Genomic DNA, 22,754 nt, shown 5'->3' on the forward strand with positions numbered 1-22,754 from the left:
TTCCTTCAGCTTTTGTGTCCGGTATCCAGTCGCCGCTCGGTGTAGATCGAGTAGCGCGACATGGAGAAGCAGAACAGCCAGTAGATGAACGCGGCGAAGACCAGGCCGGTCGCCGGTGTGGTGGGGGTGATCCAGTCGGGATCGTTGAAGCCGCGCCGGACCGTGCCCAGAAGGTCGGCCAGGCCGATGATGTAGACGAGGCTGGTGTCCTTGAAGAGGCCGATGAAGGTGTTGACGATCCCCGGGATCACCAGCGTCAGCGCCTGCGGCAGGATGATCATCCGCATCTTCTGCCAATAGGTGAGCGCCATGGCATCGGCGCCCTCATACTGTCCCTTCGGGATGGCCTGCAGGCCACCGCGGATGACCTCGGCCATGTAGGCCGCCGAGAACAGCGCCACGCCGACCAGCGCCCGCAGGAGCTGGTTGAAGGTCACGCCCTCCGGCAGGAACAGCGGCAGCATGAAGTTCGCCATGAACAAGACGGTGATCAGCGGCACACCGCGCCAGAACTCGATGAACACGATGCAGAACAGCCGCACCGCCGGCATCGACGACCGCCGGCCGAGCGCCAGCAGGATACCCAGCGGCAGTGACGCGGCAATGCCGCTGACCGCCACGACCAGGGTCACCATCAGGCCGCCCCACAGATTGGTGGGGACCGGCCGGAGCCCGAAGTCGCCGGTCATCAGCACCATGAAGGCCAGCGCCGCAAGGGTCGGAACCAGGAGCCCGAAGACGCCCGCCCCCTCGGACCCGGCACGGAAGCCGGCCCAGACCGCCAGCGCGATCGCCGCCAGCGACGCGAAGAACGCGGCGACCGAGAGGATCGAGAACCGGTAGCCGAGGAAGCGGAACAGATCCGGATCCAACGCCGCCGAAACCAGCAGCAAAAGAAGAGCCAGACCTGCGAGGCCGGCGGCGATCTTGACCGGCATCTGCGAGATGTCGACGTCGGGCTTGGCGAGGACACTGCTCAGCGTGGCAACGGCCGCGACCAGGAAGACCAGCGCCACCGTGCCGCCGGCGAAGCGGAACTCGCCGCCGGTCAGGAGCACCAGCGCCACGAACGGGAACACCGCGAACAGCAGGATCGCGTTCAGGCGCTTGTGGGGCACCCGCGGGATCGCCAGCCCTGCCACCAGCAGTGCCAGGAGCACCACCGTGACGTCGATGCGCCAGCGTTCGCCGAACGGATAGACGCCGTACATGAACTGGCCGAACTTGGCGCTGACGAAGGCCCAGCAGGCGCCGCCATGGCCACCGCCCTCGACCAGGCACGCAGTGCGATCGCTGCCGGTGAAGACGGCGTCGAGCCAGGCCCAGTTGAAGATGTTCATCGCGGCCCAGACGATGAACGCGCCGGCGATCACGCTGAGGACGCTGTCGAGCGGCGTCGCGAAGAGGTTGCGGCGGACATTGCCGATGAACCCGACCTCGCTCGGCGGGGGCGGCAGCGGCAGCTTTTCCTCGGTGGAAACGAAACGGGCGACTTGTTCTTCCATGATCTATTCGCCCCCGATCATCGCTCGACGAGCGCCATTTTGGCGTTGAACCAGTTCATGATGAGCGACACCGTGATGGAGAGGCCGAGATACACCGTCATCCAGATCACCACGACCTCGATGGACTGGCCGGACTGGTTGAGGACGGTCGAGCCGACGGCGACGAGTTCGGGATAGCCGATCGCCAGTCCGAGGGACGAGTTCTTGGTCAGGTTGAGATACTGGCTGGTCAGCGGCGGAATGATCACCCGGAATGCCTGGGGCACGACGACCAGCCGCAGCAGCTTGCCGCGCGTCAGCCCGAGCGCCGAGGCGGCCTCGGTCTGTCCCTTGGAGACGGACAGGATGCCGGCACGCACGATCTCCGCCACGAAGGCCGCGGTGTAGATCGACAAGGCCAGCCACAGGGCGATGAATTCCGGCCGGATCTGGATGCCGCCGGCGAGGTTGAAGCGCGTCGCGGTCGGAAACTCCAGCGTCGCCGGGATACCGGTGGCCACGAAGACCAGCAGCGGCAGGCCGACGATCATGCCGATGGCCGGCCACAGCACCGGCCGGCGCTCGCCCGTGGCCATCTGATGCTTCTTGCTGCGCCGCGCATAGAGGATCGTGGCCGCGGTCCCGACGGCGAAGGCCGCAAGGGTGGCCCAGGCGACCGGTTCGAACAGGATGGCCGGAATCTGCAGGCCGCGATTGGTCAGATAGACGCCGACCGGACTCTCGTCGATGCCGCGCGGACCGCTCAGAACCGACAGCACGCCGAAGTACCAGAACAGGATGACCAGCAGCGGCGGGATGTTGCGGAAGGTCTCGACATAGACGGTCGAGATCGAGCGGACGAGGAAATTGCGCGACAGGCGCCCGATGCCGACGAGAAAGCCGACGATGGTCGCCAGGATGATGCCGCTGATCGCCACGACCAGCGTGTTCGCGATACCGATGAGGATCGCGTCCCCATAGGTGGCATTGCTCGAATAGGTGAAGGGCGTGATGGCGATGTCGAAGCCAGACCGCTCGGCGAGGAAGCCGAAGCCGGACGCGATGTTGGCGGCTGCGAGATTCCGCGCCGTGTTGTCGACGATCCACCACGTGAAGAGCGCGATACCGACCACCAGGGCGACCTGGATGACGATGCTGCGGACGGTCGGATTGTTCAGGAAACTGGCCCCGCCGCCCTGACGCGGCACGGAATGGGTTTCGACGGTCATCTACGCTCCCGGGCGTTGCGGAAGTTGACGATCCCCGGCGGCCGCAAGGGGCAAACGGGCCACGCCGGGCGAGCCGGACGCGAAAGACGCGCCCGGCCCGGCTTGATCAGCTCAGCGGATCGGCATGCCGTACTGCAGGCCGCCCTTGGTCCACAGGGCGTTCTGGCCACGGGCGATTTCCAGCGGCGTATCGACACCGATGTTGCGCTCGAAGATCTCGCCGTAATTGCCGACGGCGTTGATGATGTTCACGGCCCAGTCCTGCGACAGGCCGATGGACTCGCCGAAGTTCTTGTCTTCGCCGAGCAGACGCCGGATCTCGGGATTCTCCGAGGTCTTCATGTCTTCGACGTTCTCCTGGGTGACGCCCAGCTCTTCGGCGTTCAGCAGCGCGTTGTGCGTCCACTTGACGACGTTGAACCATTCGGTGTCGCCCTGGCGCACGGCAGGTCCGAGCGGCTCCTTGGAGATGATCTCCGGCAGGATGGTGTGCTCGTCGGCATTGCCCATTTCGAGGCGCGAGGCCGCCAAGCCCGACGCATCGGTGGTCAGCACGTCGCAACGACCGCTGTCATAGGCCGAGTTCACGTCCGACTGGGACTCGATGACGACCGGGTTGTATTCCATGTTGTTGGTGCGGAAATAATCCGCCAGGTTCAGCTCGGTGGTCGTGCCGCTCTGCACGCAGACCGTCGCGCCGGACAGTTCGAGCGCGGAGTTCACGCCGAGGTCCTTCTTCACCATGAAGCCCTGGCCGTCATAGTAGTTCACGCCGGCGAAGGTCAGGCCCAGCGTGGTGTCGCGGTCCATCGTCCAGGTGGTGTTGCGGGCCAGAACGTCGACTTCGTTGTTCTGCAGCGCCGGGAAGCGCTGAACGGCCGACAGCGGCGAATATTCGACCTTGGACGGGTCGCCGAAGACGGCGGCGGCGATTGCCTTGCAGTAGTCGATGTCGAGACCCTGCCAGGCACCCTGATCGTTCTGCGAGGCGAAGCCCGGCAGACCGGTGTTGACGCCGCAGCGCAGGACGCCGCGATCCTTGACCGTCTGCAGCGTCTGGGCGGACGCACCGCTGACGGCCACTCCGGCGACGGTCAGACCCAGCACGGCAGTCAAAAGTCTCAATTTCATCAGGAAACCTTTCCAGGCATGGTTTTCAGTTCAATTCTTTTCTTTGTCGTTGAGAGACGCACCCATGCAGCCAAGGCCGCATCGCAAACGCATCTTCACGAGGCGGCTTGATCTCATGTCATAAATTTGTGCAGGTCAAGCATGTGACGCTTTTCTCCCGCCGATTTTGACGATTACGGCAATCCACGTCTCGCAAACAATCAGGAAGCCCAACAATTGAGCACTCGATCCGCGCAGCCCGGCAACACGCGTCTGGGGGTGAATACGCAGCTCGCGCACGGCCCGTTCGACCCATCCACGCAGCATGGTTTCGTCAATCCGGCCGTCGTGCACGGCTCCACCGTGCTGTTTCCCACCGCCAAGGAGTTGAAGAACCGAGCCAAGGCACCGTTCAGCTATGCCTTGTCCGGCACCCCCACGACCAAGGTTCTCGAAGATGCGCTGAGCGAACTTGAGGGCGCCGCGGGCACGATCCTTGTGCCGTCAGGGCTGGCCGCCGTCACCGTGCCGTTGCTGGCGTTCCTGTCCGCCGGCGATCACTGCCTGGTGGTCGATTCGGTCTATTTCCCCACCCGCCGCTTCTGCGACGGCACGCTGCGGCGGATGGGCGTCGACGTCGAATATTACGATCCGCATATCGGCGCGGACATCGCCGGGCTGATGCGTCCCGAAACGAAGGTCGTCTTCCTCGAGGCACCCGGCTCCAACACTTTCGAGATCATGGACGTCGCCGCGGTCTGCGAGGCGGCCCATGCCGGCGGCGCCGTGACGATGCTGGACAATACCTGGGCGACGCCGCTGTTCTTCCGGCCGCTCGAGCATGGCGTCGATCTGTCGATCCATGCGCTGACCAAATATCCGGGCGGCCATTCCGACCTGATGATGGGCAGCGTATCGGCGAACGCGGCGACCCTCGCCCAGCTCCGCGACACGCAGATGCAGCTCGGCGTCAACGGCGCGCCCGACGACACCTATCTCGTCCTGCGCGGCCTGAAGACCATGGGCGTTCGGCTGGAGCGGCACCAGTCGTCCGCTTTGGCGCTGGCGCAATGGCTGGAAGGTCGCGACGACGTCCTCGACGTGCTGCACCCGGCCCTGCCCTCCTTCCCCAACCATGCCCTGTGGCAGCGTCAGTTCAGCGGCGCGAGCGGCCTGTTCGGCTTCGTTCTCGACGGGGATACGGATGCGGCCGAGCGCTTTCTCGACGCGCTGCGCGTCTTCGGCCTCGGCTATTCATGGGGCGGGCACGAGAGTCTCGCCGTGCCGGCGTCGCTGGGCGACCGGACTATCGCGAAGGGACCGGCCGCGGGCAGCCTGATCCGGTTGCAGATCGGGCTCGAGGATGTGGCCGACCTGCAGGCGGACATGGAAGCGGGCTTCGCCGCCGTTCACGGCCGCTGATCGTCAAGGCCCCGCGTCGCTATGCCGATGCGGGGCCGGCCTGGCTGAATACCCGGCCTGCGGGCTGGCCGCGGCGCGGCTCAGCCGATGGCGCGGACGTAGGACGGCAGTCCCCGCGGGACGTTCGTGCATCCATGGAAGACGCGGACGTCCACGCGCGGATCGTCCTGCGCGTATTCGTAGTCGATCCCCAGCATGTTCATCACACTGGCCGGATGGCGAAAGTCGCCCGCCATGGCCGCCTTGCAATGATCCACCAGGATCGTCGAGCGTGCCTGTAACATCGTCTGCCTCCAAGCGTGTCTGCCTGTCGATGATGCCCACACCCGCCTCACTAGCCGATGAAGATTGTTGGTGGCTGGAGTGTGAAGGGTGCGAAAACAATCATACGCCCGGATCCGCTTTGCGGCTGTGCCCTTCCCGCCGCAACCGGCGCGGAAACGGTCCCGAGAAGCGGGCGAACGCCGCTGTCCGGGCGATTGGCGTCCCGCATCTCCTTGACCGGACGGCAACCATCCGGCACGCGGTGATGCCACGACGACGTTCGAAACGGGCACTGCCGGCGAACGGAAAAAACCGGCTTGCAGACCGCGCGTTCTGCATCGCCCTTCCAGCGGGTCACGGCCTGCCGACATTGATGGTGCCGACATGGCCGAAACCGAACGTTCCCATGCGCCCAATGTGCGATGGCAGACCTTCGATCTCGACAAGCAGCGCCGTGCGGCCGCCATGGGGCAAAAGCCGGCGGTGATCTGGTTCACGGGGCTCTCCGGCGCCGGCAAGTCAACGATCGCCAATCTCGTGGAGAAGAGCCTCTTTGCGCGCGGCCGGCACACCTATCTTCTCGACGGCGACAATCTGCGCCACGGCCTCAACCGCGACCTGGGCTTCTCCGAAGCCGATCGTGTCGAGAACATTCGCCGCGTGGCGGAAGCGGCACGCCTGTTCGTCGATGCCGGCCTGATCGTCCTCGCCTCCTTCATCTCGCCCTATCGGTCAGACCGCAGGATGGCGCGCAGCCTGTTCGAGGACGGCGAATTCATCGAGGTCTTCGTCGACACCCCGCTGGAGATCGCCGAGCAGCGGGACCCGAAAGGCCTCTACAAGCGCGCCCGCGCCGGGCTGATCAAGGATTTCACCGGCATCGACAGCCCCTATGAGGCACCCGAGCAGGCGGAGATCCGGCTGGAGGCAGGAACACGAGATCCGGACGTTCTGGCCGACCAGATCATGCGCTATCTTGAAACCCACGGATATCTCGCCCCCCGCTAACGAGGCGAGTGATGCGGAGGTCATTCAAGGACCGGACAATCCACGATCTGAAGGTTGAAGTCACCGCGAGGTGTCGGGCAAGGTCGCGGTTCGTGGACACGTCGAAATACGGGCACATCTATTCGCGCCCGGTGAATACGTCACCCTGGCCTGCCACTGGTGGCCTCAGAGCGGATCGAAGAATCGCATGACGACAGAACCGGGAAACACTCCCAACTCCCCCGTTTGTTTCATGCATATCGGCAAAGTGGGTGGCCATTCCATATCGCAGGAGCTTCTGAGCCGGTTTGACCTGTCGGAGGCGGTCAATGCGTCCCCCGAACAGTTCGACAATTTCACGCCCGAGACTTTTGCCGGCAAACGTCTGGTGATCGGCCACTACGCATACAATCACACGCTCCTGCTTCCTCCGAGCCGGTTCCTGTTCTCGATTGTTCGCGAACCGGTCGACCGGGTATTGTCCAACTACTGGTTTCTGCGCGCCCACGCAGACGTGGAGGACACGCGCGCGCAGCAGATGATCGACCTTGCACGCCGATGGCCTATCGAGGAGTTCGTCCGGATCGATGACCCCGCCGTCCGGCAGGTCGCGGACAATCATCAAACCTGCTTCTTCGCGCATGACTGGCGCCATAGCGATCCTGTGACCGAACAGGACTTCAGTCTGGCGATGGCACATCTCGACGATTTCGACCTGATCGGCGTGCATGCCGCCTACGACGATTCGATGCAGATGCTCTGCACGATGCTGGACTGGCTTCCGTGGCCAAGTGACAACCGCTTCAACACGACAGCGAGCCGCGTGGCGACGGACGCCCTCAGTCCGGCGGTCAGGAGGCAACTGGAGGAGCTCAACCGGTTCGACGTCGCTCTGTATCAGGAAGTCCATCGCCGCTTCTGCGCAAAACGCAGCAACTTGCTGCGTACGATGGCGAGGCAGGCCTGGCGCAAACACCGGGAAGCTGTCGGGCAGGCTCCGGAGATGGCGTTGCCCACGGCTGTCGAACTCTACGCCAGTCAGACCGTCGAGGGGGACAACTGGCATGTCCGCCAGATCCAGAACGGCAGCTATGCACGCTGGCTAGGCCCTGCCACACAGACGCGGCTCTTCACCGCGATCGCCGCATCGCCATGCTACGACGTCGAGATTCATCTCGTCGGCTGGATCGACAGGGAAACGCTCGACAGCCTCACCGTGGCTATGACCGGCTGGGATTGCGAAGAGACAAGCTATCATGTGTCGATGGAGGACATGCGTGCTGTCAAGCGTTGGCGATTGCGGGCGGCGGACAATGCCAAGGCCGGCCCCTTGCTGGAACTGGATATCAACGCGCTGCGCACGGGACGCCTCTCCGATCATGGCGTCGAGAGCACCCATGATCTGACCGCATCGGTCGCCGTAAGCTGCGTCAAGATTTCCGCTGTTTCCGAAGCAGAAGCAACGGCACTCGCCAGCGGTCAGGATCAGACGTCCGCGACCGTATCCGACGATGTTATCGCCAAAGGTGTCTCGCTGCTGCACGGGGCCGCTGGCAAGGTTTCCAAGATCGTCGCTGCGGAACGGCTGTTCCGTTCCGCCGTCGAGGACGATCCGGAGTCCGTGACCGCTCACGTCTGGCTCGGTGAGGCATTGTGCTACCAGGGACGCTCGCCAGAAGCAGTCGGGATCTTCGAGACGGCGTTGGCGCTTGAAAAGGCGTCGGCGACGGTTCAGCTCGACGAGCGGACACGGGCGCATCTGCTTGAGCGACTCGGTGAAGGGCTGATCCTTGCCGAGATGCGCCTGGACGATGCCCGCGCCTATCTGACCGAGTCAGTCAGGCTTGCGCCGGTGACGGAAGCCGAGAGCCACCGCCTGAACGGTGCCGCCTACATGCTCGACGGACTCACACGGCTGGATTCATCGGCGCCGAAGCGCAAAATCGCGCGGTGGCCCGTACAGAATGCCGCATTCCAGGACCTCGATGAGGTCGCACGGCAGTTTGCGGACAATACGAAGGCTGCGGGCACCCGCCCGATCGGCCGCGACACGAGAGTCGTGACCTTGGGTTCATGCTTTGCCGGCAACATTGCCATTGCATTGAAGGATCGAGGGGTCGAGACGACTGCACTCGGCCTCGGCGAACTGATCAACAGCACGTTCGCGAACCGCGCCTTGATCGAATGGGTGAACAATGATCCGCTCGATCGCTACAGCCCGGAAACCATAGAGACGCTGAAAGTCTATTTCGGCGCATCCCCGGACACGCTCCGCGCCACACTGACGAGTGCGAACACCATCATCTACACACTCGGCGTGGCACCGGGTTTCTTCGACAAGCGCACCGGCCTTTTCCACCTCACCCAGGCTGGCAAGAACACGCTGCACCTGCTCAAAACGAACGATTTCAGAACCACGACCGTGGAAGAGAACGCCGACAACATCGAAGCGGTGATCGCAGGCTTGCGTCGGTGCAATCCCAACATCAACATCGTTTTCACCGTATCGCCGGTGCCGCTCTACTCGACTTTCGAGTACGATTCAGCGATTATTGCCGACTGCGTGTCCAAGTCTGTGCTGCGGGCTGCAATCGATGTCGTTTTGAAGCGGGCGCATGCAGGCGTGAACTACTGGCCGGCTTTCGAGATGGTGCGATGGGTCGGCGCATACCACCCAAATCTCTTCGGAGAAGAGGACGGCACGACGCGGCACGTGTCCGAGCGCGCGGTTTCAGCCATCGTCAACGGCTTCATCCACGCTTTTGGCGACGAAGCATTGAAACAGTAAGGCGTATTGTCGGTGGTTCTGGCGACCCCGGCAGGATTCGAACCTGCGACCATCGGCTTAGAAGGCCGGTGCTCTATCCTCTGAGCTACGGGGCCGTAGGCGACCTGGCGCCGGGACGGACGGTTCGACCGTCAGTGTGTCCAGGGCTGGCGCCGGTCATAGCGGAAATTGTCCGCATAGGCGATCTTCGGGCGCCGCGTTTCCTTCGGCTCCTCGACCCGGTACGGAATGTCGTTGCGCTCGGCGTATTCGACGGCCTGCTCGCGGGTCTCGAAGGAGAGTCTGAGCTGGGAGAGCATGTCGCCGGACGAGGTATAGCCCATCAGGGGCTCGACGCGCTTGGGCTGCTCGGGTTCGTAGACCAGCATCCAATCGCGCGTCTTCGCCTTGCCCGACTGCATGGCGGTACGGGTCGGACGATAGATTCTCGCAACCATCTGGGCCTCGTCGGCGGCGGCGCGGCTTCGCCACGCCCGTGTCAAAAACCGGTGTCCGTCGACCATTGGTCGGAGCGGCAGGATTCGAACCTGCGACCCTCTGGTCCCAAACCAGATGCGCTACCAGGCTGCGCTACGCTCCGGACACTGGTGACGTGCCTGTCGATGCGGGGTTTGGCGGGCAATGGTCGGGAAGTCAAGGCTGCGGAATGATCGGGTGACGAAGTCGGTCCCCGGCGGCCACGCCGAAGCGGGCCGCGGCGCCGCCATTCAGCTCCAGAACGTATTTCACCGGCGCCCCGGACGGGATCGTCTCCAGCGACAGCGGCTGGGCGTTGGTCTTCACCCGCTTCACCACCCCGTCCGAATCGATGAACAGCATGTCGAGGGGAATCAGCGTGTTCTTCATCCACATGGCAACCGGGCGGGTCTCGTCGAACTCGAACAGCATGCCCTGGTCCGCCGGCATCGATTCGCGGTTCATCAGTCCGGTGGCACGCGTCTCCGGTGTCTGCGCCAGTTCGACCTTGATGGCATGGCTCCCGGTCGCCGTCTCCAGCGTCGCCGTCGACAGGCCGTTGCCCGCCACCGCGTAATAGGCCGCCCCGACGACGACGGCCGCCGCCGCAAAGCCGGCCGCCAGGATCGCGCGTCTCATTGCCATCGGATCTGCCTCAACTCAGTGGGACGGCGGCTGGACGGGACCCGTCCCGGGATGGATCTCCGCCGCCATGCGTCCCTTGTCGCCCTGCCCGAAACGCACCAGCACGTCCTGGCCGGGCCGCAGCTCGGTCATGCCGAACCGGCGCAGGGTTTCCATGTGAATGAAGATGTCCTCGGTCCCCTCGCCGGTCGTCAGGAATCCGTAGCCCTTGGTGCGGTTGAACCATTTTACCACGGCCGAGACGAGGTCGCTGCTGGCGGTGACGACCGAATGGGTGCGCGGGGCCGGAAGCTGCGAGGGATGGACGGCGGTGGACTGGTCCATCGACAGGACCCGGAACGCCTGCAGGCCGCGCTCGCCCTGCTGCACCTCGCAGACGACGCGGGCGCCCTCGAGCGCCGTCGCATGGCCGTCGCGCCGCAGGCAGGTGACATGAAGGAGAATATCCGCGCCGCCGTCGTCGGGCACGATGAAGCCGAAGCCCTTCGAGACGTCGAACCATTTGATATGGCCCGAGACGACGGACAGGCCGACATCCGCGCTGTCGGACCGACCGGCCCGGTCCTCGGCGTTTTCAGATATTCTGTCCGGCATTCGGGGTTCCGCCTGTACTTCCACCATCCGAATCGCAATGGCCGAACTTAGCATCAATGAGCCCGATCGGGGCAAGGCCACCGGCGGGCTTTTCCAAGGATATGCCGGTTGTCGCCCAGACATGGCGGCGTTCTATTGCCGCGACGACAGCAACAACGGCGCCGGCTGCAGCCACCAACTGACGCCGTCTGCAATGCCGCTCCGACAGACATATCAGCGCCACAGGCTGCCGGCAGCGCCCTGCCCGATCCGGGGCCGAACCCGTCTCCCGTCGTCGCTTTTTCTGCGCCGCAAGGGTTGGCTCACCGGTCAAACACGCTACCATCGGCGCCATCACCACAAGAGAGGCAAGACCGAATGCGCTATCTGCACACGATGGTTCGCGTCAGCGACGTGGACGCGTCGCTCGACTTCTACTGCAACAAGCTGGGAATGGTGGAAACCCGCCGTGTCGAGAGCGAAAAGGGTCGCTTCACCCTGATCTTCCTCGCCGGGCAGGAAGACATGCCGGGCGCCAAGGAGACCCGTGCGCCGCTTCTGGAGCTCACCCACAACTGGGACCCCGAGGAATATTCCGGCGGGCGCAATTTCGGCCACCTCGCCTATGAGGTCGACGACATCTACGCCACCTGCCAGGACCTGATGGACAAGGGCGTCACCATCAACCGCCCGCCCCGCGACGGTTACATGGCCTTCATCAAGTCGCCCGACAACATCTCGATCGAGTTGCTGCAGAAGGGCGAGGCCAAGGAGCCCGCGGAGCCCTGGGCCTCGATGCAGAACACCGGAAGCTGGTAAGCTTCCACCGGGACATGCGGCGACCATCGTGCCGCCGCATTCCCACCATAGACGGCAGAGCGTTATTGAGAGACAATGCTTTCGCCGTGCACGACCTGACGCTTGGTAAGATCATCGAGACTGTCAGTGGCGACACATGGTGGGGACCATGGAGACGCGGCAGGATGGCCGGGTCGTTGCAGGACTGACGTGGCGGGTTCGCGAACACGCCGCCGAGAGGGGAAACGATTGAAAACTGACCGCCCGGGCCACCGCCGCCTTGCGATGACGCCGCATCTCCTGATGCTGGCGCTTCTGTCGACCGCGCCGATCCTGTCAGGATGCGTCTCCGCCATCGACGATACCTCGGCCTTCGGATTTGCCGGGACCGCTACGGCGCCCGAAACCGAAGACGCGGCTGCCGTCGATGTCGCGGCTGCATCCGAAGCCGACGCCGGGACGTCAGCGAGCGGCGAAGCGCAGGGCACCGAGGCTGCGAGCGCAGCGGCCGAGACCAATGCGCCGGCGACCGAGACGGCCGAAGCACAGACGCCGCCGCCCGCCATCGCCGACATGCCGGCCGCCACCCCGCTGATTCCGACCGGCAGCGAGAATAAGGCCATGGTCGCCTATGCGACCGAGGCGTCCACCAGTGGCGCGGCAGGCCGTTCCTCCGACCGTTCGCTGTTTTCCTCGCTCTTCGCCCGCTCGGAGGCCCGCACACCCATCGCCAATGTCGACAAGGGCAAGTCGCGGCGCGTCGTCCTGCAGCGAGAGGGCGCGGCGGCCGGCACCGACGCACTGCCCGGCGTGGACCCCTCCTCGCTGTTCGAGATCGGCCAGCGCGCCTCGGCCGACGAGGACATGATCGAGGACGTCGAGACCTCCTACCGGGTTGCCTCCCTGTCGACCGGCATGGCCCGGCTCGCGCCGAACGGCCTGATGGTTCAGCGGGAGAGCGTCGAGACCTCCTGCTTCCCGTCGAACCTCGTGCGCATCCTGCGCAGTGTCGAGCGGCGCTACGGCACCAAGGTGATCGTCACCTCCGGCTATCGCAGCCCGACCCACAACAAGCGGGTCAACGGTGCGCGCCGCTCCCAGCACATGGGCTGCAAGGCCGCCGACATCATCATCCCCGGCGCCGACAACATGGCCGTTGCCGCCTATGTGCGCTCGCTGCCGGGCCGCGGTGGCGTCGGCACCTATTGTCACACCAAGGCGATCCACGTCGATGTCGGGCACAAGCGCGACTGGAACTGGTCCTGCCGCGGTCGCAAATAGCCAACCCTCTGGTTCCATAGGCGGATGGGCGCCCGGCCAAGGCCGGCGTGGCCAGCTTTTTAAAGCTCCCCGACCGGCAAAGCGCGGAATTCCGGCCTGTCGCAAAAACTTCTCGCAACAGCGAAAAACCCCTTTTCCGGCTCTTGCGGTCGCCGGAGACTCACCGTATACACGCCGTCGCTGCGCCCATCGTCTATCGGTTAGGACGCCACCCTTTCACGGTGGAGAGAGGGGTTCGATTCCCCTTGGGCGTACCATTCCCCCTTTGAATCGCCTGCCACATGGCAGGACCTATCCAGCGCCTCCGGCGTGTCTACGCGACCGCTATGTCAGGGCGCTGACAGATGCCGTGCGCATCGCAACGAACGTGCCGCGTCCGGCCGTCACCCGGATGCCGTTAGCCTAGCGCAAGCGACCTGACGAGCGCATGGCGGCCAGCGACCGATCAGTGCCCTCAACGCTCCCATATCACTCAGCGCGACCGGCGCCCCGCATTCCGAATCCCCACTCACACACTCATCTGCCCTTCGCGCGCGCCAACTGGTCCGTCGCCGCGGCGCTGGCGAACGGATTGACGTAGAGCCGGTCATGGCTCTCGACGCCGACATCGAGGACACAATCCTCCTTCGGCCGCGCCACGCAGAGCAGCACGTAGCCGGCCTCCGACTGGCGCCGGTTGAGCGCCGTGCCATTCGGCTGGCGGACAGAGCCGGATACCAGCCGGGCGGCGCAGGTGATGCAGCCGCCATAGCGGCAGCCGATCGGCAGGACATGGCCGGCCGCCTCGACGGCGTCGATGATCGGCTCGTCCTCGCCCACCGAAAAGACCAGCCCGCCGCGGTTGCGCAACGTGACCATGTGCCTGCGCATGCCGGCGCTCCCAAAAACCGCATCCGGTCCAGCCGGACGCGGATGACCGCCGCCCGTCAGACCCAGATATCCGACGAGCAGTCGCCGCCGGGATAGCGGGTTTCGTGGGCGCGGGCCGGTCCATGCGGTTCGTCGTTGAAATCGATGATGAAATCGTCGCGGATCGTCATGCCGCCCTTTTCGGTGTCGCAATCCACGATCAGCATGATCCCGCCCTTCTCCTTCATCGACGGGTAGAACTGGTTGTCCCAGGTCGAGAAGAGCGACGTCGTCACGTAGAGCCGCTTGCCGTCCAGCGACAGCTGGATCATCTGCGGCGCGCCGTCGACCGTACGGCCGTTCACCTCCGGCGCCTTGCCCAGCATCCCGCCGATCCAGACCTGCCCGGTCAGCTTCGGGTTCGCCGGGTCGGACACGTCGTACTGCCGGAGATCGCCATGCAGCCAGTTCGAAAAATAGAGGAAGCGGTCGTCCATCGACACCAGGATGTCGGTGATCAGGCTGGGCATGGGAACCGGGAAGCCGTCGACATCCACGGTGGGCACGTCGATGATTTTCTCGATCTCGATCGTCCCGTTGTCCTTGTGGTAGTGGAAGATATTCGAGGCCAGGGCCGCCCCTACGAAGCCATGCGTGCTGTCGGGGTTGTGGTGGAACCGGGCCTCCAGCGGGATCATGCCCTCCGCGCCCAGATCGATGCTCTGCTCGACCCTACGATTCGCGAAATCCCAGAAATGCACGTGCTGGCCGTATTTGCCGCGCGCCACGTCCTCCAGATCGAATCCCGGCATGAAGGTGTTGGGCGACGCCCATTCCGTCGAGATCATCATGTTGTGGCGCGGCTGGTACCAGAAGTCGTAATTGTACCGCATCGCGCCGAGATCCTCCTCCCAGCGCCCGATGATGTTGAAATCCTTGTCCAGATGCAGGAAGCCGCCGGGCCCGTTGCCTTCGGCGTCGCCGAGCATCGACACGATGATGTCGGCGCCGAGGCAATGCACCGTGTGCGGCGCCGAGAGGTTCGTCTTCGCCTTGATCTCGCTTCCGTCGATCGTCTTGAACAGCGTCGGCCGGCGCGGATCGGTGGCGGTGTCGACGATGTAGAAATTCGTCGTGCGCACGCCCGGAATGATCAGGTACTTGCGCTCCATGCTGCCGTCGGTGTTGCAGGACGAGCAGGCGTTCCAGCCCATGTGGTGGAGTTCGTCCCCGACATTCGGCATTTCGGTCCGGTGGATCACCTCGCCATAGGTCGCACTGTCCGGATCGACGTCGATGGTGGCCAGGTAGTCGGGCTTCTCGATCCCGGTCCCGGTGTAGATGCAGATCGTGTAGACGACCGTCTCCCGCGGCGCCTTCATCGCCTCCTGCGGCGATGCATAGCCCGGACCTGCACAGCAGCTCCCATTGGTCTTGGACATGACTTCCTCCCTTGGCTCTGTCGTGGTGATGCGTGTCCCTATGCTTGCGTCCGATTAGAGAACGGGAGCTTCCAATCCCGCCAATGGATTATGTTGCCGCACCAAACTGCGGGCCTGTCCTTCGGTAAAAGCGCGTTCGGGACGTGGCCGAGGGGCCTGCGATGCCGGAAAACGCGGATGGGACGCGCGCCGGTCAGGCGATGTGCGTCTGGGGCGGGCTCAAGGAGCCATCGACAATCCGGGGAAATCTGCGACAGCCGGAAGAGCGCGGCGCGTGGCGGACGCTTCGCTGCCTGAACCCGGATGGGCGCCCGACCGCAGCCCGCCATGGCGGCGGCGTCCAGCGTGGTCCCGAGGCGGTCCAGATACACCGGCATGTCTCACGATCCGAGTTCCTGCCGCCCATCCTGACCACTCTTCACCGGTTCGCACAACGAGAGAATCGGCGACCCGGCTCCGGAACCGGCTGCGAACGCGGGCGCCGGGCTGTCGCCGACACGGCGATCCCCTGCCCTGCGCGATCCCGAACACCTCGTCTCGCGGTGGCCGAACGGCAAAGGCCCCGCTGACCCGAGGGTCGCGAGGCAAATGCGCGGAGGTCTGCAGGACTGGGTCTAGAGGCGGTACAGGATCTGGTCGTTCCAGAAGCGGTCCAGCCGCTGCAGCGAACGGTTCATCTTCTGGAATTCCTGCTCGTCGAGGCCGCCGACCTTGTCGATCGAGCCGATATGACGGTCATAGAGCTCGGCGACGATCGCGGCGACTTCGCGGCCCGTGTCGGTCAGCGACACCTTCACCGCGCGGCGGTCGACCCGCGACTTCTGGTGGTTGATGAAGCCCAGATCGACCAGCTTCTTCAGATTGTAGGAGACGTTGGAGCCGAGATAGAAGCCGCGGGTGCGCAGCTCGCCGGCGGTCAGCACCGAGTCGCCGATGTTGAAGAGCAGCAGCGCCTGGACCGCGTTGATGTCGGTGCGGCTGTTGCGGTCGAACTCGTCCTTGATGACGTCCAGCAGGCGGCGGTGCAGCCGCTCGACCAGCTGCAGCGTCTCCAGGTAGAGCGACTTCAGTTCATCCTTCGGACCGACCTGCGGGGCGGCGTCTGCCTTCATCTGAGCGTTCATAGTAGTCTCCGCTGTTGAGCTGATGGATGTTCTCTATCGACCCCATCTTGAGACCCAACATAGGCAGCGCATCTAAAATTCGACTTAAACCGCAGGCTTAATGCGCCCTTACACTTGCGCATTCAAAGTCTTGATTAACAAGACCTATCCCCGATCTGAACAATTCCTTTCGGCCTCCCGGCAGGCCGCGGAGGCGGGGTATGGAGGCCACCTCAATAGCCGCGCAGGCGCCGCCGTTCGTAGAGCCCCACCGCGCGGATCACCGCCAGCATGCCGAGCCCCCACAGATGGAAGCCGAGCCACAGGAGGTTGGGGCCGAACAGTTCCGGAAAGCCGAGATGCATCACCGCTTCGATCAGGGCGATCAGCACCCAGACGACAGCGCCCCAGCCGACCGTGAGCCACAGGCCGATCCCGGCGACCGGATAGAGCACCGCCAGCGCCGGCGCGGCGATCTTCCACCACAAGGGCATCAGGTCGAAGCGGTTGAGCGGCCCCTCGTCGATGCCGACGAGACGGATCCAGTAGCCGACGCCGGCGACGAACATCACGATGGCCGCCAGCCGGTAGAGCCAGACCGCCAGCGCGCGATTGAACGCTTCGGCCTTGGCGCGCTGGGCAAATCCCTTGATCACGAGGCTCCACCTTCCGGACCGTTCGGCGCCCTTGCCGCCTTGCATGCGGTCGCGCGGGGAGACATGGCGTGCGGATGACCGCATGCGGGCCGGGCGAGCGCCCGACGCGCCGGAACCTACGGTGGACGCGAAGAGCGCGTCAATCTTGAAGTCGCGGCGCCGAGGGCATACGCAGAAGCCGACCGCGCGGCGATCGGCCCCGCGCATGATGGACGCCGTTCTCGCCTCTCCATGAAAGGCGCGGGACGGAGGCGCCCGACAGACAGATAGGATGCTGCCGCATGACACGGACCGGCGATTCTGGAGTTTCGATCACCACGCGGATCGATGCGGCGACGGCAGGCCTGCGGATGCGGCGGCTGCGCCAGTCCGACTGGTCGCGCCGGCTGGTGCGCGAGACCAACCTGACCGCCGACGATCTGATCTGGCCAATCTTCGTGCGCGAAGGCGGCGGCGCGCCGGAACCGGTGCCCTCCATGCCGGAGGTCTTCCGCCTCTCGGTCGAGGGCTGCGTGGAAGCCGCCAGGCGGGCGCGGGATCTGGGCATCCCGGTCGTCGCGCTGTTTCCCTATACCGATGCCGACAAGCGCGACGAACTTGGCAGCGAGGCCTTCAACGAGGGCAATCTCGTCTGCCGGGCAAGCCGGGCGATCAAGGCCGCCGTGCCGGAGGTCGGCATCCTCTGCGACGTCGCGCTCGATCCCTATACCTCCCACGGCCACGACGGCATCATGGAGGGCGACCGGATCCTCAACGACGAGACCGTCGAGGCGCTGTGCCGACAGGCCGTCGTGCAGGCCGAGGCCGGCTGCGACATCATCGGCCCCTCCGACATGATGGACGGGCGGGTCGCCTGCATCCGCCAGGCGCTCGACGAGGTCGGCCATCGCGACACGCTGATCATGTCCTATGCGGCGAAATACGCATCGGCCTTCTACGGCCCGTTCCGCGACGCGGTCGGCTCCGGCGGTATGCTCAAGGGCGACAAGCGCACCTACCAGATGGACTACGGCAACAGCGACGAGGCCGTGCGCGAGGCCGCGCAGGACATCGCCGAGGGCGCCGACATGATCATGGTCAAGCCCGGCATGCCCTATCTCGACATCGTCTCGCGCCTGTCGCGCGAATTCGGCGTTCCGACCTTCGCCTACCAGACCTCCGGCGAGTACGCGATGATCATGGCGGCGGCCGGCAATGGCTGGCTCGATGGCGAGCGGGCGATGATCGAGAGCCTGACCGCGTTCAAGCGGGCCGGTGCGTCCGGCATCCTCAGCTACTTCTCGCCGACCATCGCCGCGCGCATGCCCCGCCGCTGACTGGAAGCGTCCCGCGCGACGGGCGCCGCTGCTGCACCGAAGTTGCACGCGGCCGTGATCGTCACCATCTGGAGGACGACAGCAAACCGCGACGAAGGACAGCCCGTGTACGACGACACCATGACCCGGACGGCCGAAACGCGCGCGACGGATCTCGACGCGCCGCGGCTCTATGATGGCGTGCGCACCCGGCGGATGATGTCCTTCGTGGTTGATTACGCGCTGGTGCTGCTTCTGTCGGTGCCGGCGGCCATCGTCGTCTTCATCCTCGGCATCGTCTCCTTCGGCCTCGCCTGGGGCCTCTACGCGATCCTCCTGCCGGTGATCGCCATCGTCTACATCGCCTTCACCATGGGCGGCGCCAAGCAGGCCACGCCGGGCATGCGGGTGGCCGGCCTGCGTGTCGCCCGGCTCGATGGCGCAAGGGTCGACCCGACGCTGGCGGTCCTGCACGGCGTCCTGTTCTGGGCCTCCGTCTCGGTCCTGACACCCTTCGTCCTGCTGGTTGCCCTGTTCACGCGCCGCAAGCAGCTGTTGCACGACCTGTTGCTGGGAACCGCGGTCGTCCGCGACCGCTGAACCCGGCGGCCTCCCAGCCGGACGCCCTCGCCGTTCGCCCTCTCTCCGCTGCTGATCGCGCCGAACTCCGCTTCGGCCGATCCTGTTCGATCGACCCCACGGGTTGCCATTCGCCGCCACGACACGGATAAGGTCAGGCGGACAACGGAACGCGGCGGTTTATGGATTCGCTACACGTCTGGGTCACTTACCTTTTCATCCTGGTGAGTGTGATCGGGTATTCGCTGGAACGCTGGCCGATCGAGGCCGTCGCCGCGGCATCTCTCAGTGCATTCCTGCTGTTCTTCGCCCTGTTCCCCTACCGGGACGCGGCCGGCTTCGCGGTCACCAGCGGCGACCTGCTCGCCGGCTTCGCCAATCCGGCGCTGATCACCGTTCTGGCGCTGCTGATCGTCGGCCAGGGCCTCTTCGCAACCGATGCCATGGCGCAGCCGACGCAATTGCTGTCGCGGATCGGCGGCACGGCCGGCGCCGGTGCGATCGCCGTGGTCCTGCTCACGGCCGCCGTCCTGTCGGCCTTCCTGAACAACACGCCGGTGGTGGTGATCTTCATCCCCATCCTCACCATGCTGGCGACCCAGCGCGGCATCTCGCCCTCGCGGGTGTTCATGCCCCTGTCCTTCCTGTCGATCCTCGGCGGCGTCACGACGCTGATCGGCTCGTCCACCAACCTCCTCGTGGCAGGCGTCGCAGCCCGCTCGGGCATCACCCTCGACTTCTTCGACTTCACCATTCCGGGCCTCGCCATCGCGGTGGTCGGCGGCATCTACGTGATCAAGGTGATGCCGCGCATCCTCACCCCGCGCGAAGGCCCGCAAGGCCGCGTCGTCGATGCGGGCGGCAAGCAGTTCCTCGGCGAGATCGACATCACCGAGGAGCACGCCTTCGTCGGCAGCACGGCGCGGGCCGGCCTGTTCACCGATCTCGGCGATCTGATGCCGCGAATGATCCTGCGCGACGACGAGACCTTCCTGCCGCCCTTCGACGGGGTCTCGCTGCAGCCCGGCGACCGGCTGATCGTCACGGCAACGCGCCGGGCCTTCTCAAAGGCGCTCGCAGCCGGCAATCTGACCATCAAGACGCTCGACCCGTCCGGCTACTCGGCCGAACAGCGCAAGATCGGGCCCGACATGGTGATGGCCGAGGCAGTGGTGGCGCCGGGCTCGCGCTATGCCGGCCGCACGATGCAGTTCTCCGGCCTGCGCACCCAGTTCGGGATCACCCTCTTCGGCCTGCAGCGCAAGAGCCGCATGGCCCGCTCGGCGCTGTCGGAAATTCGGCTCGAGCCCGGCGACACGCTGCTCCTGTGCGGCCGCGAGGCGGCGATCTCGTCGCTCAAGGGCAACCACGATCTGCTGCTCCTGGAATACAGCGCCCAGGCGATCCCGCAGAGCACCAAGGCCAAGCTCGCCGTCGCGATCTTCCTCGGCATCATCGCCGGCTCGGCCACCGGCCTCTTGCCCATCGATGTCCTCGCGGTGACCGGCGCGGTGCTGATGGTCGCCACCGGCTGCCTCACCGTCGGCGAGGCGGCGCGTTCGGTCGATCGCTCGATCTTCATGCTGGTGGGCGCAGCGATCGCTGCGGCGACGGCGCTGGAGCGCACCGGCGGCGCCGCGATGATCGCCGAAGGCACGGTCGCCGCGCTCGACGGCCAGTCGCCGACGATCATCCTCTCGGCCCTGTTCCTCGTCATCGCGATCATGACGAACTTCCTGTCGAACAACGCCACCGCCGTGCTGTTCACGCCCATCGCGCTCGACATCGCCAACCGGCTGGGCGCGCCGCCGCAGGCCTTTCTCGCCTGCGTCATCTTCGCCGCCAACGCATCCTTCGCCACACCGATCGGCTACCAGACGAATCTCATGGTCATGGGCCCGGGACGCTATCGTTTCGTCGACTTCGCCAAGGCCGGTGTTCCCCTCGTGATTCTGGTGTGGTTAACATTTTCGATCGTGGGCCCATGGTATTATTCGTTGTGAGACGGGAGGCTCGGCCTTGACGGTTCATCATCCGCAGACGCCGCAATTCTTCCTCACGTCGCCCTCGCCCTGCCCCTATCTGCCGGGGCAGTCCGAGCGGAAGGTGTTCACCCATCTGACCGGCGAGCGCGCGCCCTCGCTGCTCGACCTCCTCAGCCAGGGCGGTTTCCGCCGCAGCCAGAACATCGCCTACCGGCCCGCCTGCGAGCGCTGCCGCGCCTGCGTGTCGGTGCGCATCCTGGTGGACGAGTTCCAGCCGACGCGCTCCATGCGCCGTGTGGCGACGCGCAACCGCGACCTGATCGGCCGGATGGACCAGGCCGAACCGTCGAGCGAGCAATATTCGCTGTTCCGGCGCTATCTCGACCACCGCCACGCCGAGGGCGGCATGGCCGAGATGAGCGTTCTCGACTACGCCATGATGGTCGAGGACAGCCAGGTCGATACGCGGCTGGTGCAGTACCGCCGACGCGGCGCGGATTCGGCCTTCAGCCCGCATTCCGACGGCGAACTCGTCGCGGTCGCGCTCAGCGACGTCATGGCCGACGGGGTGTCGATGGTCTATTCGTTCTTCGAGCCCGACGAGAGCGAGCGAAGCCTCGGCACCTTCATGATCCTCGACCATATCGAGCGCGCCCGGAAGCTCGGCCTGCCCTATCTCTATCTCGGCTACTGGGTGAACGGCTCGCGCAAGATGGACTACAAGATCCGCTTCCGCCCGCAGGAACACCTGCTGCCCAAGGGCTGGGAACGCTACGAGGGCTGACGCCGGACGTCGCGCCGGTTGCCATGCCGCGCCCGGCACGATAGCCGGTCAGGGTAACTTACCATTCGCAGGTTCCCATGTCCGCCGTTTCGTCGCAGACCGAAGCCGCCGCTTCGGCCCAGTCCTATGGCCAGGGCCTTGCCATCGTCGGCATCGGCGGTCTGGTCCTGTCCTTCGACATTCCGCTGATCCGCATGTCGGAGAGCGCCTTCTGGACCGTGCTGGCGGTCCGTGGCCTGCTGACCGGCCTCGCCGTCCTCCTGATCTGGCAGGTCGACCGGATCCGCAATCCGCGCGGCCAGAAGCTGATCGCCGGCTGGACCGGCCTTTTGATCGTCGCCGTCTTCTCGGTGGCGGCCACCACCTTCGTCTTCGCCGTCTTCAACACCAGCGCGGCGAATGTCGTCTTCATCCTCGCCTTCAACCCGATGTTCGCGGCGATCCAGTCCTGGTGGCTGATCGGCGAGCGTCCGCCCCTGGCCACGGTGCTGGCGATCCCGGCGACGCTCTTCGGCGTGCTCCTGATCATCGGCGCGGGCTTCGAGACAGGCAACTGGACGGGCGACCTCTCCGCGCTGGCGACCGCCTTCCTGATAGCCCTCGCGCTGACCCTGTCACGGCGCTCGCGCACCGACATGCGCTACACCGCAGCGCTCGGCGGTCTGCTGCCGGCCATCATCGCCCTGCCCTTCGTCGCCGGCGAGGGGCTTCATTCCGAGGCGATCATCTGGCTCATCCTGAATGGCGGCGTGCTGATCCCCGTCGCCATGATCTGCCTGGCGATCGGGCCGATGTTCGTACCCGCCCCGGTCGTCTCCATGGCCTTCCTGATCGAAACCGTGCTGGCCCCGGTCTGGGTCTGGCTGATCTTCGGCGAGCGCCCGGTCGATCTGGCGATGGCGGGCGGCGGGGTGGTGATCGCGACGCTGGTCGCCCATTCGGTCGCCGAGTTGCGGCGGGTGCGCGGTCAGCGGCGCCTTGCCGGGCAGAACCGCGTCGACTGAGGCGCGGGGAGCTTCGCGCA

Annotated in this window: 20 protein-coding genes, 3 tRNA genes and 1 pseudogene; 11 read left to right on the forward strand and 13 right to left on the reverse strand. The window is 65.3% G+C overall.

Annotated features, from left to right (window positions below):
- Positions 1-5 precede the first annotated feature (5 nt).
- The 3 genes from J3367_RS15365 to J3367_RS15375 all read right to left on the reverse strand — a co-directional run bounded on the left by J3367_RS15365 (position 6) and on the right by J3367_RS15375 (position 3,844).
- Positions 6-1,505, reverse strand: coding sequence for an amino acid ABC transporter permease (locus J3367_RS15365; protein ID WP_024350557.1), 1,500 nt, complete (start codon positions 1,503-1,505; stop codon positions 6-8).
- Positions 1,506-1,522: 17 nt separating this feature from the next.
- The gene (locus J3367_RS15370; RefSeq protein WP_024350556.1) at positions 1,523-2,713 is read right to left on the reverse strand and encodes an amino acid ABC transporter permease; all 1,191 of its coding nucleotides are present in this window, start codon (positions 2,711-2,713) and stop codon (positions 1,523-1,525) included.
- Positions 2,714-2,824: 111 nt separating this feature from the next.
- Positions 2,825-3,844, reverse strand: coding sequence for an amino acid ABC transporter substrate-binding protein (locus J3367_RS15375; RefSeq protein WP_024350555.1), 1,020 nt, complete (start codon positions 3,842-3,844; stop codon positions 2,825-2,827).
- A 216-nt stretch (positions 3,845-4,060) separates the two neighbouring features.
- On the opposite strand from J3367_RS15375, the gene metC reads away from it, so the two are divergent.
- Positions 4,061-5,245, forward strand: a complete 1,185-nt coding sequence (gene metC, locus J3367_RS15380) for a cystathionine beta-lyase (protein ID WP_244495418.1) — start codon at positions 4,061-4,063, stop codon at positions 5,243-5,245.
- An 80-nt stretch (positions 5,246-5,325) separates the two neighbouring features.
- Here the strand turns inward: metC and J3367_RS15385 are convergent, their stop codons facing one another.
- On the reverse strand, positions 5,326-5,529 hold the full coding sequence (locus J3367_RS15385; RefSeq protein ID WP_024350553.1) for a hypothetical protein: 204 nt from the start codon (positions 5,527-5,529) through the stop codon (positions 5,326-5,328).
- A 355-nt stretch (positions 5,530-5,884) separates the two neighbouring features.
- On the opposite strand from J3367_RS15385, the pseudogene cysC reads away from it, so the two are divergent.
- Positions 5,885-6,517 (forward strand): annotated as a pseudogene (gene cysC / locus J3367_RS15390) (adenylyl-sulfate kinase); the annotation flags it as partial.
- A gap of 187 nt (positions 6,518-6,704) precedes the next feature.
- The gene (locus J3367_RS15395; protein ID WP_081651900.1) at positions 6,705-9,284 is read left to right on the forward strand and encodes a GSCFA domain-containing protein; all 2,580 of its coding nucleotides are present in this window, start codon (positions 6,705-6,707) and stop codon (positions 9,282-9,284) included.
- A 19-nt stretch (positions 9,285-9,303) separates the two neighbouring features.
- Here J3367_RS15395 and J3367_RS15400 read toward each other — a convergent pair.
- The 5 genes from J3367_RS15400 to J3367_RS15420 all read right to left on the reverse strand — a co-directional run bounded on the left by J3367_RS15400 (position 9,304) and on the right by J3367_RS15420 (position 10,979).
- Positions 9,304-9,379 (reverse strand) — tRNA-Arg (locus J3367_RS15400).
- Positions 9,380-9,415: 36 nt separating this feature from the next.
- A complete protein-coding gene (locus J3367_RS15405) occupies positions 9,416-9,721 on the reverse strand; it encodes an ETC complex I subunit (protein ID WP_024350550.1) in 306 nt (101 codons plus the stop codon).
- A 66-nt stretch (positions 9,722-9,787) separates the two neighbouring features.
- Positions 9,788-9,864: transfer RNA gene (locus J3367_RS15410), tRNA-Pro, on the reverse strand.
- A gap of 53 nt (positions 9,865-9,917) precedes the next feature.
- The gene (locus J3367_RS15415; protein ID WP_024350549.1) at positions 9,918-10,385 is read right to left on the reverse strand and encodes a DUF192 domain-containing protein; all 468 of its coding nucleotides are present in this window, start codon (positions 10,383-10,385) and stop codon (positions 9,918-9,920) included.
- A 15-nt stretch (positions 10,386-10,400) separates the two neighbouring features.
- A complete protein-coding gene (locus tag J3367_RS15420; RefSeq protein ID WP_024350548.1) occupies positions 10,401-10,979 on the reverse strand; it encodes a cold-shock protein in 579 nt (192 codons plus the stop codon).
- A gap of 357 nt (positions 10,980-11,336) precedes the next feature.
- Between J3367_RS15420 and J3367_RS15425 the strand changes: the two genes are divergently transcribed.
- The 3 genes from J3367_RS15425 to J3367_RS15435 all read left to right on the forward strand — a co-directional run bounded on the left by J3367_RS15425 (position 11,337) and on the right by J3367_RS15435 (position 13,294).
- The gene (locus J3367_RS15425) at positions 11,337-11,777 is read left to right on the forward strand and encodes a VOC family protein (protein ID WP_024350547.1); all 441 of its coding nucleotides are present in this window, start codon (positions 11,337-11,339) and stop codon (positions 11,775-11,777) included.
- Positions 11,778-12,005: 228 nt separating this feature from the next.
- A complete protein-coding gene (locus J3367_RS15430; protein ID WP_244495419.1) occupies positions 12,006-13,037 on the forward strand; it encodes a YcbK family protein in 1,032 nt (343 codons plus the stop codon).
- Between the two features lie 182 nt (positions 13,038-13,219).
- A tRNA-Glu gene (locus tag J3367_RS15435) sits at positions 13,220-13,294 on the forward strand.
- A 259-nt stretch (positions 13,295-13,553) separates the two neighbouring features.
- Here J3367_RS15435 and J3367_RS15440 read toward each other — a convergent pair.
- From J3367_RS15440 to J3367_RS15455, 4 genes are all read right to left on the reverse strand, one after another.
- Positions 13,554-13,907: a 2Fe-2S iron-sulfur cluster-binding protein gene (locus J3367_RS15440; RefSeq protein ID WP_024350545.1), complete on the reverse strand. Its 354-nt coding sequence runs from the start codon at positions 13,905-13,907 to the stop codon at positions 13,554-13,556.
- 56 nt (positions 13,908-13,963) lie between these two features.
- Positions 13,964-15,328 carry a selenium-binding family protein gene (locus tag J3367_RS15445; protein ID WP_024350544.1) on the reverse strand — a complete coding sequence of 455 codons (1,365 nt, stop codon included), beginning with the start codon at positions 15,326-15,328 and terminating at the stop codon, positions 13,964-13,966.
- A gap of 614 nt (positions 15,329-15,942) precedes the next feature.
- The gene (ldtR, locus tag J3367_RS15450; protein WP_370195042.1) at positions 15,943-16,440 is read right to left on the reverse strand and encodes a transcriptional regulator LdtR; all 498 of its coding nucleotides are present in this window, start codon (positions 16,438-16,440) and stop codon (positions 15,943-15,945) included.
- Between the two features lie 224 nt (positions 16,441-16,664).
- A complete protein-coding gene (locus J3367_RS15455) occupies positions 16,665-17,087 on the reverse strand; it encodes a DUF6163 family protein (protein ID WP_024350543.1) in 423 nt (140 codons plus the stop codon).
- Positions 17,088-17,368: 281 nt separating this feature from the next.
- Between J3367_RS15455 and hemB the strand changes: the two genes are divergently transcribed.
- The 5 genes from hemB (at position 17,369) to J3367_RS15480 (ending at position 22,734) form a co-directional block, all read left to right on the forward strand.
- Complete coding sequence (gene hemB, locus J3367_RS15460) at positions 17,369-18,403, forward strand: porphobilinogen synthase (RefSeq protein ID WP_024350542.1); 1,035 nt, start codon at positions 17,369-17,371, stop codon at positions 18,401-18,403.
- A 105-nt stretch (positions 18,404-18,508) separates the two neighbouring features.
- Positions 18,509-18,982 (forward strand): RDD family protein, encoded by a 474-nt coding sequence (locus J3367_RS15465; RefSeq protein WP_348646314.1) that lies wholly within the window; start codon positions 18,509-18,511, stop codon positions 18,980-18,982.
- A gap of 161 nt (positions 18,983-19,143) precedes the next feature.
- Positions 19,144-20,964 (forward strand): SLC13 family permease, encoded by a 1,821-nt coding sequence (locus tag J3367_RS15470; RefSeq protein ID WP_024350540.1) that lies wholly within the window; start codon positions 19,144-19,146, stop codon positions 20,962-20,964.
- A gap of 16 nt (positions 20,965-20,980) precedes the next feature.
- On the forward strand, positions 20,981-21,730 hold the full coding sequence (locus J3367_RS15475; protein WP_024350539.1) for an arginyltransferase: 750 nt from the start codon (positions 20,981-20,983) through the stop codon (positions 21,728-21,730).
- A 77-nt stretch (positions 21,731-21,807) separates the two neighbouring features.
- Positions 21,808-22,734, forward strand: coding sequence for a DMT family transporter (locus J3367_RS15480; protein ID WP_421461562.1), 927 nt, complete (start codon positions 21,808-21,810; stop codon positions 22,732-22,734).
- The last annotated feature ends 20 nt before the right edge of the window (positions 22,735-22,754 follow it).

This window comes from Aurantimonas sp. NFXS3 (assembly GCF_049132005.1).
Lineage (GTDB): Bacteria > Pseudomonadota > Alphaproteobacteria > Rhizobiales > Rhizobiaceae > Aurantimonas > Aurantimonas coralicida.

Coding starts and splice junctions, on each gene's coding strand:
- J3367_RS15370 (WP_024350556.1), bottom strand. CDS start 2,713: ATGACCGTCGAAACCCATTCCGTGCCGCGTCAGGGCGGCGGGGCCAGT.
- J3367_RS15385 (WP_024350553.1), bottom strand. CDS start 5,529: ATGTTACAGGCACGCTCGACGATCCTGGTGGATCATTGCAAGGCGGCC.
- J3367_RS15470 (WP_024350540.1), top strand. CDS start 19,144: ATGGATTCGCTACACGTCTGGGTCACTTACCTTTTCATCCTGGTGAGT.
- J3367_RS15440 (WP_024350545.1), bottom strand. CDS start 13,907: ATGCGCAGGCACATGGTCACGTTGCGCAACCGCGGCGGGCTGGTCTTT.
- J3367_RS15365 (WP_024350557.1), bottom strand. CDS start 1,505: ATGGAAGAACAAGTCGCCCGTTTCGTTTCCACCGAGGAAAAGCTGCCG.
- J3367_RS15445 (WP_024350544.1), bottom strand. CDS start 15,328: ATGTCCAAGACCAATGGGAGCTGCTGTGCAGGTCCGGGCTATGCATCG.
- J3367_RS15395 (WP_081651900.1), top strand. CDS start 6,705: ATGACGACAGAACCGGGAAACACTCCCAACTCCCCCGTTTGTTTCATG.
- hemB (WP_024350542.1), top strand. CDS start 17,369: ATGACACGGACCGGCGATTCTGGAGTTTCGATCACCACGCGGATCGAT.
- J3367_RS15480 (WP_421461562.1), top strand. CDS start 21,808: ATGTCCGCCGTTTCGTCGCAGACCGAAGCCGCCGCTTCGGCCCAGTCC.
- J3367_RS15420 (WP_024350548.1), bottom strand. CDS start 10,979: ATGCCGGACAGAATATCTGAAAACGCCGAGGACCGGGCCGGTCGGTCC.
- J3367_RS15405 (WP_024350550.1), bottom strand. CDS start 9,721: ATGGTTGCGAGAATCTATCGTCCGACCCGTACCGCCATGCAGTCGGGC.
- J3367_RS15425 (WP_024350547.1), top strand. CDS start 11,337: ATGCGCTATCTGCACACGATGGTTCGCGTCAGCGACGTGGACGCGTCG.
- ldtR (WP_370195042.1), bottom strand. CDS start 16,440: ATGAAGGCAGACGCCGCCCCGCAGGTCGGTCCGAAGGATGAACTGAAG.
- J3367_RS15415 (WP_024350549.1), bottom strand. CDS start 10,385: ATGGCAATGAGACGCGCGATCCTGGCGGCCGGCTTTGCGGCGGCGGCC.
- J3367_RS15375 (WP_024350555.1), bottom strand. CDS start 3,844: ATGAAATTGAGACTTTTGACTGCCGTGCTGGGTCTGACCGTCGCCGGA.